Raw genomic sequence first — 16,727 nt, 5'->3', positions numbered from 1 at the left:
GGAGTTTTCGCATGTCAGTGCCACCTGCGGGTTCTTTCGGGTCGTTCGATTCGTTCGGGTCACCGGATCCCTTCTCCGATCTGCTGAACCGCTTCTTCGGCATATCCGCGGCGTCCTCGCCGCCCGCCGTCCAACGCGTCCCCGTCGGACGCCTGCTGACCGAGTCCTCGCGTGAGCTGATCGCGCGCGCCTCGCAGCGGGCGGCGGAGGACGGCAGCGAGGACCTGGACACCGAGCACCTGCTGTGGGCGGCCACACAGGTCGAGCCCTCGCGCTCGCTGCTCGCCCGCGCCGGGACGGACCCCGACGCGCTGGCCAAGGAACTCGAGGGGGCGCTGAGCGCCGGCAGCGGCACGCCCTCCGCGGAGCCGGGCCTCACCCCCGCCGCCAAGCGCGTCCTGATCGGCGCGCACGCCCGCTCGCAGGCGACCGGCGCCTCGTACATCGGGCCGGAGCACATCCTGCAGGCGCTGCTCGACCCCAGCAACGACCAGGCCGGGGCGGTCGCCCGCAACCTCGGGGTGGACACCGAACAGGTGGCCCGGGGCGCGGAGTCCGCGGCCCGCGCCGAGTCCCCGCAGGAACCCAGCCAGACGCCCACCCTGGACGAGTACGGCCGTGACCTCACCGCCGAGGCGAAGTCCGGGCGGCTCGACCCGGTCGTCGGCCGCGGTGAGGAGATCGAGGAGACGGTCGAGATCCTCTCCCGCCGGTCCAAGAACAACCCGGTGCTGATCGGCGAGCCCGGCGTCGGCAAGACCGCCATCGTGGAGGGCCTGGCCCAGCGCATCGTCGCAGGGGACGTACCGAAGACCCTGGAGGGCAGGCGGGTCGTCGAGCTGGACCTGGCCGGGATGGTGGCCGGGGCCAAGTACCGCGGCGAGTTCGAGGAGCGCCTGAAGAAGGTCATCGACGAGGTGACCTCCGCCTCCGACGACGTGATCGTCTTCGTCGACGAGCTGCACACCGTCGTGGGCGCCGGTTCCGGCGGCGAGGGCTCCATGGACGCGGGCAACATCCTCAAGCCGGCCTTGGCCCGGGGCGAGTTGCACGTGGTGGGTGCCACCACGCTCGACGAGTACCGCAAGTACGTGGAGAAGGACGCCGCCCTGGCGCGCCGGTTCCAGCCGGTGCAGGTGCCGGAGCCCACGGTCGCGGAGACCATCCAGGTCCTGGAGGGCCTGCGCGACGCCTACGAGGCGCACCACCAGGTGCGGTTCACCGACGAGGCGCTGGTCGCGGCGGCCGAGCTGTCCGACCGCTACATCGCCGACCGCTTCCTGCCCGACAAGGCCATCGACCTGATCGACCAGGCCGGTGCCCGGGTACGGCTGCGCTCGCGCGGCAAGTCCACGGAGGTCCAGGAGCGCGAGGACCGCCTGGCCCGGCTGGGCCGGGAGAAGGACGAGGCCGTACGGAGCGAGGAGTTCGACCGGGCCAAGGAGCTCAAGGCGCGGATCGCCGAGCTGGAGAACGAGATCACGCAGGTCGAGGAGCGCCGCGAGGGCGTCGTCACGGTCACCGAGCACGACATCGCCGACATCGTCTCCCGCAGGACCGGCATCCCCGTCTCGCAGCTGACGGAGAGCGAGAAGGAGCGGCTGCTCAAGCTGGAGGACGCGCTGCACGACCGCGTCGTCGGCCAGGACGAGGCGGTCCTCGCCATCTCGCAGGCGGTGCGGCGCAGCCGGGCCGGCATGGGCGATCCGGGCCGCCCCGTGGGCTCCTTCCTCTTCCTCGGCCCCACCGGGGTGGGCAAGACGGAACTGGCCAAGGCGCTGGCCGAGTTGCTCTTCGGCGACGAGAACCGGCTGATCCGCTTCGACATGAGCGAGTTCCAGGAGAAGCACACGGTCTCGCGGCTGGTCGGCTCGCCGCCCGGATACGTCGGCTACGAGGAGGCCGGGCAGCTCACCGAGAAGGTGCGCCGCCAGCCGTACAGCGTCGTCCTCTTCGACGAGGTCGAGAAGGCTCACCCGGACGTCTTCCACACGCTGCTGCAGGTCCTCGACGACGGCCGGCTGACCGACGCCCAGGGCCGCACCGTGGACTTCCGCAACACCGTGGTGATCCTGACCAGCAACATCGGCTCGCAGCTGATCCTGTCCCACCAGGGCAACGTGGACGAGATCCGCGACCAGCTGATGTCGGTGCTGCAGGGGAAGTTCCCGCCGGAGTTCCTCAACCGCATCGACGACACCATCGTGTTCCACGGGCTGACGCAGGAGGACCTGGGGCACATCGTCGACCTGCTGCTGGAGCGGAGCAGGAGGCGGGTGCGGGCGCAGGGCTTCGAGCTGGAGGTCACCGAGGCCGCGAAGAAGCTCCTGGTCGAGCACGGCTACAAGCCGGAGTTCGGCGCCCGTCCGCTGCGCCGCACCATCCAGTCCGAGCTCGACAACCGGATCGCCTCGCTGGTGCTCGCGGGCGAGGCCGACAAGGGCGACACCATCGTGGCCGACGTGGTGGACGGCGCGCTGCACCTGAGCGTGCGCCACCCCGACAAGGAAGAGGGCTGAGAGAACGCGAGTGTTACGGCCCTCGTCACGCCGTGACGGCGTCACGGGGGTCGTAGCGCTAGCGTGGTGTCATGATCCATGAGGTGACCGATGCCGATACCGCGGTGATGCTGGGCAGTGGTGACGTTCCGGTGCTGGCCACCCCGCGGCTGATCTCCTGGCTGGAGGCGGAAACCGTGCGGGCGGCCGCGCCGTTCACCGTCATGGGCCGGACGACGGTGGGGACCGCGATCCGTGTCGAGCATCTGCGTGCCACACGGGTGGGCGCCCGGGTGGAGGTCACCGCCGAGCCGCCGGCCGCCGCCACGTCCGGCGGTCGGCTCACCTTCCCCGTACGGGCCGTCGACGACTCGGGAGCGACCGTCGCGCGAGGCGAGATCGACCGGGCGATCGTCGACCGGCGACGGTTCCTCGCCGGGGCGCACGGCCCGGCGGCGGCCCCGCCCGGACCCACACCGAACGACTGATCCGGCCGTTGTCCCACCGCTCCCTCAGTACGGTCCGGTCGGCAGCGCGACCGCCAGTTCGTGAGCCGCGTTGGTCAGCGCGAGGCGCAGGCCGAGGAGGTCGGAGACCGGCATGCGGAAGGCGGGGGCGGCGATGGACAGGGCGGCGCGGGCGGTGCCGTCCGGGCCGACGATCGGCACGCCGAGCGCCCGGATGCCCGCCTCGTGCTCCTCGTCCGCTACGGCGTGACGCTCGGCCCTGACCTTGTCGATCTCGGCGCGGAAGCGGTGCCGGTCGGTGATCGTGTTGGGTGCCAGGGGCGTGAGTTCGAGCGTGTCGAGGAGCTTCTCGCGCTCCTCGCGCGGGGCGAAGGCGACGAGGACCTTGCCCATCGAGGTGCAGTGCACCGGGCCGTGTCTGCCGGGTTCGCCGCGCACGCTGACCTGTTGGGGCCCCGGCACGTAGTGGATGTAGAGCTGCCGGTCGCCGTCGAGGACGGACATCAGCACGGCCTCGCGGGAGAGTTCGGCGAGCCGGCGCATGACGGGCAGGGCGACTCCGGTGAACCCGTGTGCCTGGGAGACCTGTTGGCCCAGCTGGTAGACGCGCAGGCCGAGCGTGTACTGCTTCGTGCGCGCGTCGAAGGCCACGAAGTGGTCCCGGCCCAGTGACTTCAGCAGCCGATAGCACGTGCTCGTCGGATAGCCCGAGACGCGGGCGAGTTCGGAGAGGGTCACCCCGCCGGGGTGACCGCCCAGCAGGGTCAGGACGCGCAGGGCCTTGCCGACCATGTCCGAAGCGGTGGTGGGGGCACTCATGCGGCCATCCAAGCACACTCTTTCCGCATGGTGGCAACACTTGCCGTTTTTTGGAACCTGCCATTGACATGGGCGTCGCCGCCACTCCAGGCTCTTCCCAACTTCCCGAGCTGCGGCATCACTTGCCACATAGTGGCAAATCTGCGCCCTCAAAGCGCGCCCTCAATGCACCCTCGTACGCGTGATGCAACGGCTGGCAACGACGCCCCGGAAGAGAGGCCCCCCGATGTCGACCCGTCCCCCCGCGGCCCCACCCGCACCCGGCCACACGCCCCCGACGCTCAGCGCCCGGCGCTGGACGCGGCTGATGCCGGTCGTCTTCGTCACCTACAGCTTCGCCTACCTCGAACGCTCCAACTTCTCCATCGCCGCGGCCGGCGGCATGGCCGACGACCTGCACATCACCGGCACCGTCTCGGCCCTGCTCGGTTCGCTGTTCTTCCTGGGCTACTTCCTCTTCCAGATACCCGGCGCGGTCTATGCCGAGCGACGCAGCGTCAAGCGGCTCATCGTCGGCTGCCTCGCCGTGTGGGGCGTACTCGCCGCGGCGCAGGGCCTGATCCCGAACGTCCACGTGCTGATGGCCGTACGTTTCGTCCTCGGCGTCTCCGAGGCCGCCGTACTGCCGGCGATGGTCATCTACATCACGCACTGGTTCACCGCCCGCGAGCGCGGCCGCGCCAACACCTGGCTGATCCTCGGCAACCCCGCCACCGTGCTGTGGCTCACCGTCGTCTCCGGCTACCTCACCGAATGGGTGGGCTGGCGCGGCATGTTCATCGCGCAGGGCGTCCCCGCCATCATCTGGGCCTGGGTGTTCCACCGCCTCATCGACGACTGGCCCGCCGACGCCACCTGGCTCACCGACGCCGAGCGCACCGACCTCCAGGACGCGCTCGCCGCCGAGCAGCGCCATCTGCCCCGCGTGCGCGGTTACGGGGCCGCGCTGCGCTCCCCCGGCGTCATCCTGCTCAGCGTGCAGTACCTCCTGTGGAGCCTGGGCGTGTACGGCTTCGTGTTCTGGCTGCCGTCCATCGTCAAGGCCGGCAGCGACGAGGGCATCGGCACCACCGGCCTCATCTCCGCCGCTCCCTACCTCCTCGCCTGCGTGGCCATGCTGCTCAACAGCCGCGCCTCCGACCGCACCGGGCGCCGCGCCCGGTTCGTGTGGCCGTGGCTGCTGCTGGCCGCCCTCGCCTTCTACGGCTCGTATCTGCTGGGCGACCAGTTCTGGCTGTCGTATCCGCTGCTGTGCGTGGCCGGGGCGGCGATGTACGCGCCGTACGGACCGTTCTTCGCGGCCATCCCGGAGTTCCTGCCGCAGGGGGTCAGCGGCGCCGCGGTGGCGCTCATCAACTCCTTCGGCGCGCTGGGCGGGTTCGCGGGCAGCTACCTGATCGGCATGCTCAACGACGTCACCGGCTCCACCGCCGCCGCCTTCCTGACCATGGCCGGCTGCCTGGCCGTCGCGGCCGTGCTCACCGTCGCCGCCAAGACCCCGCGGACCGCCGGAGTCACCGCGTCCGAACCGGCGCAGGCATAAGGGAGACCGGATGCGCATCGCACGCCTCGCGCACGCCGACGGTGTCGACTACGCCGTACTCGACGGCCAGGTCGCGGAGCTGATAGCCGACCCCTTCGCCGAGCCGGCCGCCACCGCGCCGTACACCGCTCGCTTCTCCCCGTCGTACGGCTCCCCCGCCGGCCGCCCGCTGCGGCGGCTCGGCCGGCGGGTGGCCCTGGCCGACGCCCGGCTGCTCGCTCCCGTGGTGCCCCGCACCGTCGTCGGCATGGCCCACAACACGGGCCTCGCCGACCGGCTCCGGCCGCCGCAGGCCTTCCTCAAGCCCCCGCGCTCGGTCGTCGGGCCGGGCGTGCCCGTCCGGCTGCCGGCGGGGTCGGAGCGGGTGGAGGCCGAGGCCGAACTCGCCGTCGTCCTCGCCGCGTCGCTCACCGGGCACACCGAACAGACCGTCCACGAGGCCGTGTTCGGGTACACGATCGCCAACGACGTCACCTCCCGCGACCTGCAGCAGTCGGACCCGCTGTGGACCAGCGCCAAGTCCGGGCACGGGTTCACCCCGCTGGGACCGTGGATCGAAACCGACCTCGACGCCACGGACGTCGAAGTACGGCTGAGCATCGACGGTGTCGAGCTGTCCCCCGGCTCGACCGCCCACCTCGCGCGCGGCGTGGCCGAGATCCTCTGCCACCTCGCCGGATACCTTCCGCTCGGCCCCGGCGACGTCGTCCTCACGGGCGCGCCGGGAGAGACCGGGCCACTGCGTGCGGGCGGGAGCGTCTCGGCGAGCGCTCCCGCCATCGGCACCCTGGCCAATCCCGTGGGCCGCGCCCCCGACCGGCACGTCCCCACCCCGATCCCCTCCGGAGACACCGCGTGCCCGTGAACCCCGCCGTGCCGCCCCAACCCCCTCTGGACGTCGTGACGTTCGGCGAGGCGATGGTTATGTTCCGTGCCGAGGAGTACGGCCCCCTCGCGCAGGCCGACCGCTACGCCCGCGCCCTCGCCGGTGCCGAGGTCAACGTCGCGACCGGGCTCGCCCGGCTGGGGCACGCCACCGCCTGGATCGGCCGCGTCGGCGACGATCCCTTCGGTGCGTACGTCCTGTCCGCGCTGCGGGGCGAGGGCATCGACACCGGAGCGGTCAGCGTCGACCCGCGGGCCCCGACGGGTTTCCAGCTCAAGGGCCGCGCCGAGGTGGGCGATCCGGAGGTCGCCTACTTCCGCCGCGCCTCCGCCGGCAGCCTGCTCTCCCCCACCGCGGCGGCCACGGACCGGCTGACCGGCGCACGGCACCTGCACCTGACCGGCATCCCGCCCGCCCTGTCGCCGACCGCGCGGTCCTTCGCGTTCGAGGCGCTGGAGCAGGCCCGTGCGGCCGGGCTCAGCATCTCCTTCGACCCCAACCTGCGGCCGGTGCTGTGGCCCGACCGCGCGGAGATGGTCCGCGTCGTCAACGAGCTGGCGTCCCGCGCCGACTGGGTCCTGCCGGGCCTCACGGAAGGCCGGCTGCTCACCGGGTGCGACGACGCCGCCGGCATCGCCCGCTTCTACCAGGCGGCCGGGGCGCGCCGCGTCGTCGTCAAGGACGGCGCACGCGGAGCAGCCCTGCTGTTCGAGGACGACGGCTGCTGCGTCCAGCCGGTGTTCCCCGTCCAGTCCGTCGACCCCGTCGGCGCCGGCGACGGCTTCGCGGCCGGGCTGATCAGCGCGCACCTGGACGCCCTCGACGCGCCCGAGAGCCTGCGCCGGGCGGCCGCGGTCGGCGCCCTGGCCACCACACGGCGCGGCGACAGCGACGGGCTGCCGACCCGGTCGGGCCTCACGAGGTTCCTCGCCGCACACGCGGCGGCCTGACACCCATCGCCGTACACGGACACAAAAACAAGACCGAGACCGAAGCAAGACCGACAGCGACAGCAACAGGACAAGGCTTCATGGCCCTACAGACACAAATCGCCCTCGACCGCATGCCGTTGGAGCAGGCCGTACGGATCGCCGCCTCAGTCGCGCCCCACACCGACTGGATCGAGGTGGGCACCTCTCTCGTCAAGAAGTACGGGATGGAGTCCGTCCGCCGGGTCGTCGAGGCGGCCGCGGGCGTGCCGGTGGTCGCCGACCTCAAGACGGCCGACGACGCCGCGTTCGAGTTCTCCCTGGCGTACGAGGCCGGGGCCTCCTCGGTGAGTGTGCTGGGCGTAGCCGCGGACGCGACCCTCCTCAAGGCCGCGGGCCTCGCGGACGAGCGAGGCGGCGAGGTCATCGTCGACCTGATGGAGACCACCGCGCAACGCCGCATCGAGCTCGCCTCCCTGCTGCCCGCGCAGGCCGTGTTCGCCGCGCACGTCGGCAAGGACGCACAGCACACCGGAGCCGATCCGCTGGCCCTCCTCGGCCCGTGGAGCCGCGAGCGCCGCATCGCGGTGGCGGGCGGACTCACGCCCGACGACCTGCCCCGGTTCGCCGGAGCCCGCGACCTCCGCGTGATCGTCGGCTCGGCCGTGACGGCTGCCACGGACCCACTGGAAGCCGCCCGCCGCCTCGCGCGAGCGGCAGCGGGCGATCGGCCGTAGCGCCCACGCAAGCCCGACTCGGCATCACGAGCGACACAAGCGACACGAGAAAGAGAACCGAGCACACCATGACCGACCACGCCACCCCCGGCATCGCCGCCACCCCTCACCTCAAAGACACCGTCCTCGCGGAAGTCACCGGAGTGCTCGCCGCCATCGACGAGGCCTCGTTGGAATCCCTGGCGCAGACGCTGCTGCGGGCCGACCGCGTCTTCGTGACCGGCGAGGGGCGTTCGGGGTTCATGGCGAAGGCCTTCGCGATGCGGCTCATGCACCTCGGCCTCCGCGTCCACGTCATCGGCGAGACCACGACGCCGGCCGTCGCACCGGGCGACACGGTGGTCGCGGTCTCCGGCTCGGGCACCACGGCCGGGACGGTCCGCGTGGCCGAGCAGGCGGTCCGCGTCGGAGCTCAGGTGCACGCCGTGACCACCGCAGCCGACTCCCCGCTGGCCGGTCTCGCCAAGAGCCGCCTCGTCATCCCCGCGGCCACCAAGCACCGCAGGCCGGGCGAGGCCGCGAGCATCCAACCCCTGTCGAGCCTGTTCGACCAGGCCACTCACCTCGCCCTCGACGTCGTCGCGCTCCGGCTCGCCGACCTGCTGGCCGTGGACAACGAAACGGCCCGCAAGGCGCACGCCAACACGGAGTGAACCGGGGGATTCCGGTGATGCGGATGAGGTGGGCGAAGCGATTCGGCCCGGCAACGCCCTGTCTGGCCCAACCCGAGCAGCGGACGGGCCGCCCCCGTCGAACACTGGAACAGACTCCTCGACTCACGGAAGGACCCCGCCATGGCCCACCTCTCCCGCAAGGATCTCGGACTGCTGGCTATGCGCCTCGGTACCAGCGGCGTGCTCTTCGCACACGGCACGCAGAAGTTGTTCGGCTGGTTCGGCGGTCACGGCATCGAGGGCACCGCGAAGGGGATGGAGTCCATGGGCTTCTGGCCCGGCAAGCCGGCCGCGATCGCTGCGGGAGCCGGCGAGGCGGGCGGTGGCCTGCTGCTCGCACTCGGCCTCGCCACGCCGGTCGCGGGTGCCGCGGCGGCCGGCGCCATGGCCGGTGCCGTCGCGGTCCACCGCAAGGCCGGCTTCTTCGCCACCGCCGGCGGCTACGAGTACCCGGCCTACCTCGGCTTCATGGCCGCGTGTCTCGGGCTGGCCGGCCCGGGCCGCCTCTCGCTGGACCAGCTCACTCGCCACCGCCTCAACCGTCCCCCGCTGATGCTCCTCGCGTTCGCGGCGAGCACCGTGGGCGCCTTCCTCATCGTGAACCAGCGCGAGAAGGCGCTCAACGAGCAGGCGCTGGAAGCCGAACTGCAGTAGCGGGAGGACAAGGCCGCCCCTTCCCCTCCTCACCTGCTCCTCCAGGCTTGCGCGGCTTGTGGCCCACCCCGTGCGTCTGGTTGGGTACCGCGCTGTGTGCGCGCAATCGGCGCGGCCGGTGGAAGGGGAGCGGTCGGGGTGGAACCGGGAACGGGTCTGGACACCAGGGGTACCTTGCCGGAGGGGCTCGGGCAGGCGATACGCGAGACCGCCGGTGACATCGCCGCGTTGCTGCGCGGTGCCGCCGACACGGGCATAGCGGTACCGGATTCGGAGTGGTCGGTCGGGGAGGCGGCCGCCCACCTGGCGCTGGCCAACGAGTTGATGGCCGAGGTCGCGGCCGGGCACGAACGGCCCTACGGCGACGGCACGCCCCAGAGCCTGGCCGTGGCCAACGAGCGGAGCCTCGCCGTGTTCGGGGAGCGTGCGGGGGAGCCGCTGGCGGCGATGATCGTGGAGCAGGCGGAGGCGTTCCTGGACGCCATCGCCCGCGACGACGCGGACCGCGACACCGCCGCGGCCCATGACACCGGCGCGTCCACCACAGCCCCGAAGGTGCTCGACGACCTGTCGTTCAACACGCCTCTGGGACCCCTGGACCGGGCCACTTTCGCCTCGTACCTCCTGACGCACATGCTGGGCCACGGCTACGACCTCGCCCGCGCGCTGGGCCGACCGCACATGATCGATCGCGCCCGCGTGGAACTGTGCCTCCCCTTCCTGCAGGCGGTCATGCCGCGGGTCGCCGACAGCTCGGCCGTCGCCGGGTTCACGGCGCGGTACACGCTCCGTATCCAGGGTGGTTCGGCGTTCGGCGTCGCCTTCACCGACGGCGCAGTCGCCGTGACGCCCGAGCCGCTGGACCGTGCGGACTGCACCATCCTCACCGAGCCCGTCACGTTCCTGCTCATGGCGCTGGGCCGGCAGGGCCCGTGGCAGGCCCTCGCGCGCGGCCGGGTGCTGTCCTGGGGACGCAAGCCGTGGCTCGCGCCCCGCTTCCCGAACCTCTTCACCGCACCCTGAGCGCATGCGTCCGGTACGTCGTTCGATCACGACCTGACAGAAGTCCTGGCAGCGACAACTTGCCTTTCCCTAGTATGTGTTGCCAGTCGGGCCGGTCCGCTCGACGTCGCGCGGAGCTGGGGAAGGTCATGGAACCTGGGAAGCAGCTGTCCACGAAGATCGACGCCTCCGTTCCGACGGCGGCGCGCATGTACGACCACTACCTCGGCGGCAAGGACAACTACGCGGCCGACCGGGCGGCCTGCGAGGAGCTGGACAAGGTCGTCCCCAGCACCCGCGCCCTGGCCCTCAACAACCGGCGCTTCCTGCAGCGGGTGGTCAGGACACTGGCGGAGGACCACGGCATCCGCCAGTTCCTGGACCACGGCTCCGGCCTGCCCACCCAGGACAACGTGCACCAGGTCGCCCAGCGGATCGACCCGGAGTCGCGCGTCGTGTACGTCGACAACGACCCGATGGTGATCGTGCACGGCCGGGCCCTGCTGGACCAGAACGACCGCACGGCGGTCATCCATGCCGACCTGCGCGACACGGACACCATCTTCTCCCACCCCGACACCCAGCGGCTGATCGACTTCTCGCAGCCGGTGGCCGTGCTGTTCAACTCGGTGTTCCACTGCATCCCGGACAGCGAGACCGACGGGCCGCCGGCCGTGGTCAGCCGGGTCACCGAGCGGCTCGCGCCGGGCAGTTACGTGCTGATGTGCCAGCTGGTGAGCGAGGACCCCGAAGTCCGCGGCTTCGTCACCGACTTCATGGACAAGGCCACTCAGGGGCACTGGGGCCGCGTCCGGCAGGAGAAGGACGTGGCGGGGCTGTTCGAGGGCATGGACATCCTGGCGCCCGGCCTCGTGGAGGTGTCCACGTGGCGCCCGGACAGTGAGGTGACCGCGCGTCAACTCACGCAGGAATGGATCGAGTTCGGAGGAGTGGCCCGCCTCTGCTAGGGCAACACCCCGATGCCTCACAGCAGGTGGTCGAACTCGCCTTCCTTCGCACCGGCCAGGAAGGCCGCCACCTCGGCCTCGGTGTAGACGAGGGCGGGACCGTCGGGGTCGCGGGAGTTGCGTACCGCGATCCCTCCGCCGGCCAGCGGGGCCAGTTCGAGACAGTCGTCCTCCGTGCCGCCGTGCCGGGTCCTGATCCACTGGGCGTTCAGCGAGCTCGCCCGTACTCCGTTGCGTACTGCTGCCATCGCACTCTCCTCGCTCACGGTTCGCGACGCGCGTGCAATTTCACGTGAAATTGCGTACGCGCCACCGTCAGCGGGGATAATAGCCAGGGCACCAACGGAAGTTGGACCGCATCGTCCTGACGCCACATCGGGGAGAGGCCGTGTCACTACCTGCGCGCGAAGCACCCCGTCCGCTCGACAGGAACGTTTCGCAGACGGACCGGACCAACCCGCTCCGTGTCGCCTGGGAAGGCCCCCCGGACGGCTGTGCGTTCCCTGCGCGCGCGCCCAGGTCCGTCGTCCTGCGCGTCACCGCCGACCGCGAAGGCCTCGCCGAGGTACGGGACTTCACCCGACGCGCCCTGGACGGCTGGGCGTTGGAGCACCGCGGTGACGACGTCGTGGCCGTCGTCACCGAACTCGTCGCCAACGCCGTCGTCCACGCCGCGCCGCACGCCCCCGCCGAGGAGACGGACGTGAGGCTGAGGCTCTCCCTCCGGAGCGCCCACGTGGTGTGCGCGGTCAGCGATCCCAGCGACAGCCCGCCCCTGTACCCGCACTCGGCCGATCCCCTGGACGAGCGCGGCCGCGGTCTGCGCCTGGTCGAGGCCCTCTCCGACCACTGGGGCTGGACCAGGCGCACCCCCGCGGGCAAGGCGGTCTGGGCCATGCTGCCGACCGGCGCCCGCGCCTGATCTGACCTCCGGCGGCAACCGCCGGCGCGGGGTCCGCCCCGTGCGGGACGGACCCCGGACGCTCAGGCGAGTTCGACGAGGAGGTCGCCGCCCTCCACCTGCTGGATCCGGTTGATGGCGAGGCGCGACACCCGGCCGGCCTTGGGGGCGGTGATCGCGGCCTCCATCTTCATCGCCTCGATGGTGGCGATGGTCGCCCCGCTCTCCACCTCGTCGCCCTCGGCGACCGCGAGCGTCACGACACCGGCGAACGGCGCCGCCACATGGCCTGAGTCGGCCCGGTCGGCCTTCTCGGTCACGGGGACGTCGGAGGCGGCGGCCTTGTCGCGCACCTGGATCGGCCGCAGTTGGCCGTTCAGCGTGGACATCACCGTGCGCATGCCCCGCTCGTCGGCGTCACCGACGGCCTGCAGCTCGATCAGGAGCCGTACGCCGGGTTCGAGGTCGACGGCGTACTCGGCGCCGGGACGCAGCCCGTAGAAGAAGTCCTTGCTGTCCAGCACGCTCGTGTCGCCGAAGGCCTGCCGATGCGTGTCGAAGTCGCGCGTCGGGCCGGGGAAGAGCAGCCGGTTGAGCGTCGGGCGCGGCGACTTCTCCAGGTTCGTACGGTCCTCGGCGGTGAGCTCCTGCACGGGCTTGGCCGCGGCGCGGCCCTCCAGCGCCTTGGTGCGGAACGGCTCCGGCCAGCCCCCGGGCGGCGTACCGAGGTCGCCGCGCAGGAAGCCGATGACGGAGTCCGGGATGTCGTACCGTCCCGGCGTCGCCTCGAAGTCCTCGGGGGACACCCCGGCGCCGACGAGGTGCAGGGCGAGGTCGCCGACCACCTTGGACGACGGGGTGACCTTGACCAGCCGGCCGAGCATGCGGTCGGCGGCGGCGTACATCGCCTCGATGTCCTCGAAGCGGTCTCCGAGGCCGAGCGCGACCGCCTGGGTGCGCAGGTTGGACAACTGCCCGCCGGGGATCTCGTGGTCGTAGACGCGTCCGGTCGGCGAGGCCAGTCCCGCCTCGAAGGGCGCGTAGATCCTGCGCACGCCCTCCCAGTACGGCTCCAGGTCACCGACGGCCTGCAGGTCGAGGCCGGTGGGGTGCTCGGAGTGGTCGGTGGCGGCCACGATGGCCGACAGGGACGGCTGCGAGGTCGTACCGGCCATGGATGCCACGGCCCCGTCCACCGCGTCGACGCCCGCCTGGATCGCGGCGAGGTAGGTGGCGAGCTGACCGCCCGACGTGTCGTGGGTGTGCAGGTGCACCGGCAGGTCGAACTCGCGGCGCAGGGCCGACACGAGCTTGGCCGCGGCGGGGGCGCGTAGCAGTCCCGCCATGTCCTTGACCGCGAGGACATGGGCGCCGGCGTCGACGATCTGCTCGGCCAGACGCAGGTAGTAGTCCAGGGTGTAGAGCTGCTCGGAGGGGTCGCAGAGGTCGGCGGTGTAGCAGAGGGCGACCTCGGCGACGGCCGTGCCGGTGTCCCGTACGGCGTCGATGGCGGGCCGCATCTGACCCACGTCGTTGAGCGCATCGAAGATGCGGAAGATGTCGATGCCGGTGGCGGCGGCCTCGTGCACGAAGGCGTCGGTCACCTCGGTCGGGTACGGGGTGTAGCCGACGGTGTTGCGGCCGCGCAGCAGCATCTGGAGGCAGATGTTGGGCGCCGCCTCGCGGAGCGCGGCCAGCCGCTCCCAGGGGTCCTCGGCGAGGAAACGCAGGGCGACGTCGTACGTCGCGCCGCCCCAGCACTCCAGGGACAGCAGCTCGGGCAGGGTCCGCGCGACCACCGGGGCGACGTTGAGCAGGTCCTTGGTGCGCACGCGGGTGGCGAGGAGCGACTGGTGGGCGTCGCGGAAGGTGGTGTCGGTGACGCCGACGAGGGGCGACTCGCGCAGCCAGCCGGCGAAGCCCTCGGGGCCGAGCTCGGCGAGCCGCTGCCGGGAGCCCGCGGGCGGCTCGCCGGCGGGCAGCGGGGGCAGCTTGGTGGAGGGGTGGATCAGGTGGGGCCGTTCACCGTGCGGCTTGTTCACCGTGACGTCGGCGAGGTAGGTGAGCAGCTTGGTGCCGCGGTCGGCGGAGGAGCGCGCGGTGAGCAGGTGCGGGCGCTGCTCGATGAACGACGTCGTCACGCGCCCGGCCTGGAAGTCCGGGTCGTCCAACACAGCCTGCAGGAAGGGGATGTTGGTGGCGACGCCGCGGATGCGGAACTCGGCGACGGCACGCCGGGCGCGGTCGATGGCGGCCTTGAAGTCCCGGCCGCGGCAGGTGAGTTTGACCAGCATCGAGTCGAAGTGGGCGCTGATCTCCGTACCCGCGTGGGTGGTTCCGCCGTCGAGGCGGATGCCCGAGCCGCCGGGCGAGCGGTAGGCACTGATCCGGCCGGTGTCCGGGCGGAAGCCGTTGGCCGGGTCCTCGGTGGTGATACGGCACTGGAGCGCGGCGCCGCGCAGGGTGATCGCGTCCTGGGAGAGCCCGAGGTCGGCCAGTGACGCGCCGGCCGCGATCCGCATCTGCGCCTGCACCAGGTCGACGTCGGTGACCTCCTCGGTGACCGTGTGCTCGACCTGGATGCGCGGGTTCATCTCGATGAAGACGTGGTTGCCGTCCCGGTCGAGCAGGAACTCCACGGTGCCCGCGTTGCGGTAGCCGATCTCGCGGGCGAAGCGGACCGCGTCCGCGCAGATCCGGTCGCGCAGCTCCGGGTCCAGGTTGGGCGCGGGAGCGAGCTCGATCACCTTCTGGTGGCGGCGCTGCAGCGAGCAGTCCCGCTCGAAGAGGTGGATGACGTCGCCGTGTCCGTCGGCGAGGATCTGCACCTCGATGTGGCGCGGGTCGACGACCGCCTTCTCCAGGAAGACGGTGGGATCGCCGAACGCGGACGCCGCCTCACGGGAGGCCGCCTCGATGGACTCGCGCAGCTGACCGGCGTCCTCGACGCGGCGCATGCCGCGGCCGCCGCCGCCCGCGACCGCCTTCACGAACACCGGGAACCCGATGTCCTCGGCGGCGCGAACCAGTTCGTCGACGTCGGTGGACGGGGCGGAGGACCCCAGCACGGGGACGCCGGCCGCGCGGGCGGCGGCGACCGCCCGCGCCTTGTTCCCGGTCAGTTCGAGGGTGTCCGCGTCGGGCCCGACGAAGGTGATGCCCGCCTCCTCGCAGGCACGGGCCAGCTCCGGGTTCTCGGACAGGAACCCGTAGCCCGGGTAGACGGCGTCCGCGCCGGCCCGGCGCGCGGCGTCCACGACCTCCCCGACGGAGAGGTAGGCGCGCACCGGGTGGCCCGGTTCGCCGATCTCGTACGCCTCGTCGGCCTTCAGCCGGTGCAGCGAATTGCGGTCCTCGTAGGGGAAGACGGCCACCGTGCGTGCACCCAGCTCATAGCCGGCGCGGAACGCCCGAATCGCGATCTCTCCACGGTTGGCGACCAGCACCTTGCGGAACATCCTCGACCCCTTCAGCCGTCGGCGACGAACACCATCGTGTCGGCCGCGCGCGTGCCCTGCCACGCCGCAACGTTAGGGGCGCGCGGACAAGCTACTGAAGGCGGCAAACATCACATTGACAGTGCCACGCATGGCTGGGTACCCGCGCGCGCCCGTTCCCACCCGTGTCGTCGCCGCCCTGCGCAGAACCGGTCTCGTAGGGTGGCATGGCCCGTACAGGTCCTGAGTGCGACGGAGGGCAGCACGTCGGGGATCAACCGTGAACGCCTCGTCAGAACGCTGACGTTCTGGCTGCGTCCCGCCTTCGCGCTGCGCGTCGTGAGCCGCTTCCAGCGGATCGTGGGCTTCGACCGCTCGATGGCGCTGGCGTCCAGCGCGCTGACCGCTCTGGTGCCGCTGATGATCCTCGGCGGTGCCGTCCTGTACAGCATCAGCGGCCAGGACATCGCGGACCGGATCATCCACCGCTACGGCCTCACCGGCGAAGGCGCCGACTCGGTCAAGTACCTCTTCTCCCCCGTGGACGCCACTTCGGCGAGCGTGAGCGCTTTCGGGGTCGTGTTCCTGATGATCTCGCTGCTGAGCTTCGCGAGGGCCGCGCAACGGCTGTTCGAGCAGACCTGGGAGCTCAGGCCCCTCAGCGTGCGCAACACCCGCAACGGCCTGTGGTGGATCCTCGTGCTGGGCGGCTATCTGGTGGTCAACGCGTGGCTCTACACGGCGCTGGGCAAGAGCCGCCTGGACCTGGTGGCCTCGGCGTGCAATGTGCCGGTGACCGTCGTCTTCCTCCTCTGGAGCGGCCGGCTGCTGTCCGCCGGGCGGCTCACCTGGCGGGAACTGCTCCCGTTCGCGCTGCTCGCGGCCGTCCTGACGGCGGTCTACTCGGTGGGGGCGAGTGTCTATCTCCCCCGCCTGTTCAACTCCTCCACCGAGCGCTACGGCGCGGTCGGAGCCGTCTTCGCGATGATCTCGGTTCTCTTCGGCGGCATGGTCGTCCTTGTCGGGTCGGCGGCGCTGGGGCGGGAGGTGTGGGACGAGCTGACGCGGATCCGTGCGGGCCACCGTCCCTCGGACCGCGAGGTCCGCAGCGAGTGGGACAGCGTGGTCGCGCAGGCGCGCTCACGCTGGCAGACGGCCCGTGAACAGATCTCCCGCCCCCGCGCCAAGGGCCCGAATCACCCCTGAGCAGGC

The 16,727-nt window shown here is 71.7% G+C and carries 15 protein-coding genes; 12 read left to right on the top strand and 3 right to left on the bottom strand.

What is annotated here, in order from left to right; genetic code table 11:
• The first annotated feature begins 11 nt into the window (after positions 1 to 11).
• The gene (locus ABZ910_RS32375; RefSeq protein ID WP_361372272.1) at positions 12 to 2,519 is read left to right on the top strand and encodes an ATP-dependent Clp protease ATP-binding subunit; all 2,508 of its coding nucleotides are present in this window, start codon (positions 12 to 14) and stop codon (positions 2,517 to 2,519) included.
• 83 nt (positions 2,520 to 2,602) lie between these two features.
• Positions 2,603 to 2,986, top strand: a complete 384-nt coding sequence (locus ABZ910_RS32370; protein ID WP_361372269.1) for a thioesterase — start codon at positions 2,603 to 2,605, stop codon at positions 2,984 to 2,986.
• Positions 2,987 to 3,010: 24 nt separating this feature from the next.
• Here ABZ910_RS32370 and ABZ910_RS32365 read toward each other — a convergent pair whose 3' ends face one another.
• Positions 3,011 to 3,784 (bottom strand): IclR family transcriptional regulator, encoded by a 774-nt coding sequence (locus ABZ910_RS32365; RefSeq protein WP_361372267.1) that lies wholly within the window; start codon positions 3,782 to 3,784, stop codon positions 3,011 to 3,013.
• Positions 3,785 to 4,010: 226 nt separating this feature from the next.
• Between ABZ910_RS32365 and ABZ910_RS32360 the strand changes: the two genes are divergently transcribed.
• The 8 genes from ABZ910_RS32360 (at position 4,011) to ABZ910_RS32325 (ending at position 11,177) form a co-directional block, all read left to right on the top strand.
• Positions 4,011 to 5,327, top strand: a complete 1,317-nt coding sequence (locus ABZ910_RS32360) for an MFS transporter (RefSeq protein ID WP_361372264.1) — start codon at positions 4,011 to 4,013, stop codon at positions 5,325 to 5,327.
• 10 nt (positions 5,328 to 5,337) lie between these two features.
• On the top strand, positions 5,338 to 6,192 hold the full coding sequence (locus tag ABZ910_RS32355) for a fumarylacetoacetate hydrolase family protein (RefSeq protein ID WP_361372261.1): 855 nt from the start codon (positions 5,338 to 5,340) through the stop codon (positions 6,190 to 6,192).
• Entirely contained in the window at positions 6,183 to 7,163 is a 981-nt protein-coding gene (locus ABZ910_RS32350) for a sugar kinase (RefSeq protein ID WP_361372258.1), read from the top strand. Before ABZ910_RS32355 ends, ABZ910_RS32350 begins: the two co-directional genes overlap by 10 nt.
• Positions 7,164 to 7,243: 80 nt before the next feature.
• The gene (locus ABZ910_RS32345; protein ID WP_361372256.1) at positions 7,244 to 7,879 is read left to right on the top strand and encodes an orotidine 5'-phosphate decarboxylase / HUMPS family protein; all 636 of its coding nucleotides are present in this window, start codon (positions 7,244 to 7,246) and stop codon (positions 7,877 to 7,879) included.
• Between the two features lie 68 nt (positions 7,880 to 7,947).
• Positions 7,948 to 8,532 carry a 6-phospho-3-hexuloisomerase gene (gene hxlB, locus ABZ910_RS32340; protein WP_361372252.1) on the top strand — a complete coding sequence of 195 codons (585 nt, stop codon included), beginning with the start codon at positions 7,948 to 7,950 and terminating at the stop codon, positions 8,530 to 8,532.
• Between the two features lie 141 nt (positions 8,533 to 8,673).
• A complete protein-coding gene (locus ABZ910_RS32335) occupies positions 8,674 to 9,207 on the top strand; it encodes a DoxX family membrane protein (protein ID WP_361372249.1) in 534 nt (177 codons plus the stop codon).
• A gap of 138 nt (positions 9,208 to 9,345) precedes the next feature.
• On the top strand, positions 9,346 to 10,230 hold the full coding sequence (locus tag ABZ910_RS32330; protein ID WP_361372246.1) for a maleylpyruvate isomerase family mycothiol-dependent enzyme: 885 nt from the start codon (positions 9,346 to 9,348) through the stop codon (positions 10,228 to 10,230).
• Positions 10,231 to 10,358: 128 nt separating this feature from the next.
• Entirely contained in the window at positions 10,359 to 11,177 is an 819-nt protein-coding gene (locus tag ABZ910_RS32325) for an SAM-dependent methyltransferase (protein ID WP_361372244.1), read from the top strand.
• A 17-nt stretch (positions 11,178 to 11,194) separates the two neighbouring features.
• Here ABZ910_RS32325 and ABZ910_RS32320 read toward each other — a convergent pair whose 3' ends face one another.
• Positions 11,195 to 11,425 carry a DUF397 domain-containing protein gene (locus ABZ910_RS32320; RefSeq protein ID WP_361372241.1) on the bottom strand — a complete coding sequence of 77 codons (231 nt, stop codon included), beginning with the start codon at positions 11,423 to 11,425 and terminating at the stop codon, positions 11,195 to 11,197.
• Positions 11,426 to 11,565: 140 nt separating this feature from the next.
• Here ABZ910_RS32320 and ABZ910_RS32315 point away from each other — a divergent pair, with 140 nt between their 5' ends.
• The gene (locus ABZ910_RS32315; protein WP_361372238.1) at positions 11,566 to 12,099 is read left to right on the top strand and encodes an ATP-binding protein; all 534 of its coding nucleotides are present in this window, start codon (positions 11,566 to 11,568) and stop codon (positions 12,097 to 12,099) included.
• A gap of 62 nt (positions 12,100 to 12,161) precedes the next feature.
• On the opposite strand, the gene ABZ910_RS32310 is transcribed toward ABZ910_RS32315, so the two are convergent.
• On the bottom strand, positions 12,162 to 15,536 hold the full coding sequence (locus ABZ910_RS32310) for a pyruvate carboxylase (protein ID WP_361372236.1): 3,375 nt from the start codon (positions 15,534 to 15,536) through the stop codon (positions 12,162 to 12,164).
• Between the two features lie 201 nt (positions 15,537 to 15,737).
• Here ABZ910_RS32310 and ABZ910_RS32305 point away from each other — a divergent pair, with 201 nt between their 5' ends.
• Positions 15,738 to 16,721, top strand: coding sequence for a YhjD/YihY/BrkB family envelope integrity protein (locus tag ABZ910_RS32305; RefSeq protein WP_361372233.1), 984 nt, complete (start codon positions 15,738 to 15,740; stop codon positions 16,719 to 16,721).
• The last annotated feature ends 6 nt before the right edge of the window (positions 16,722 to 16,727 follow it).

This window comes from Streptomyces sp. NPDC046805, assembly GCF_040645355.1.
In the GTDB taxonomy this organism is placed as follows: Bacteria; Actinomycetota; Actinomycetes; order Streptomycetales; family Streptomycetaceae; genus Streptomyces.
The sequence above is the reverse complement of the archived record's forward strand: the minus strand, read 5'-3'. Positions and strand labels throughout refer to the sequence as shown.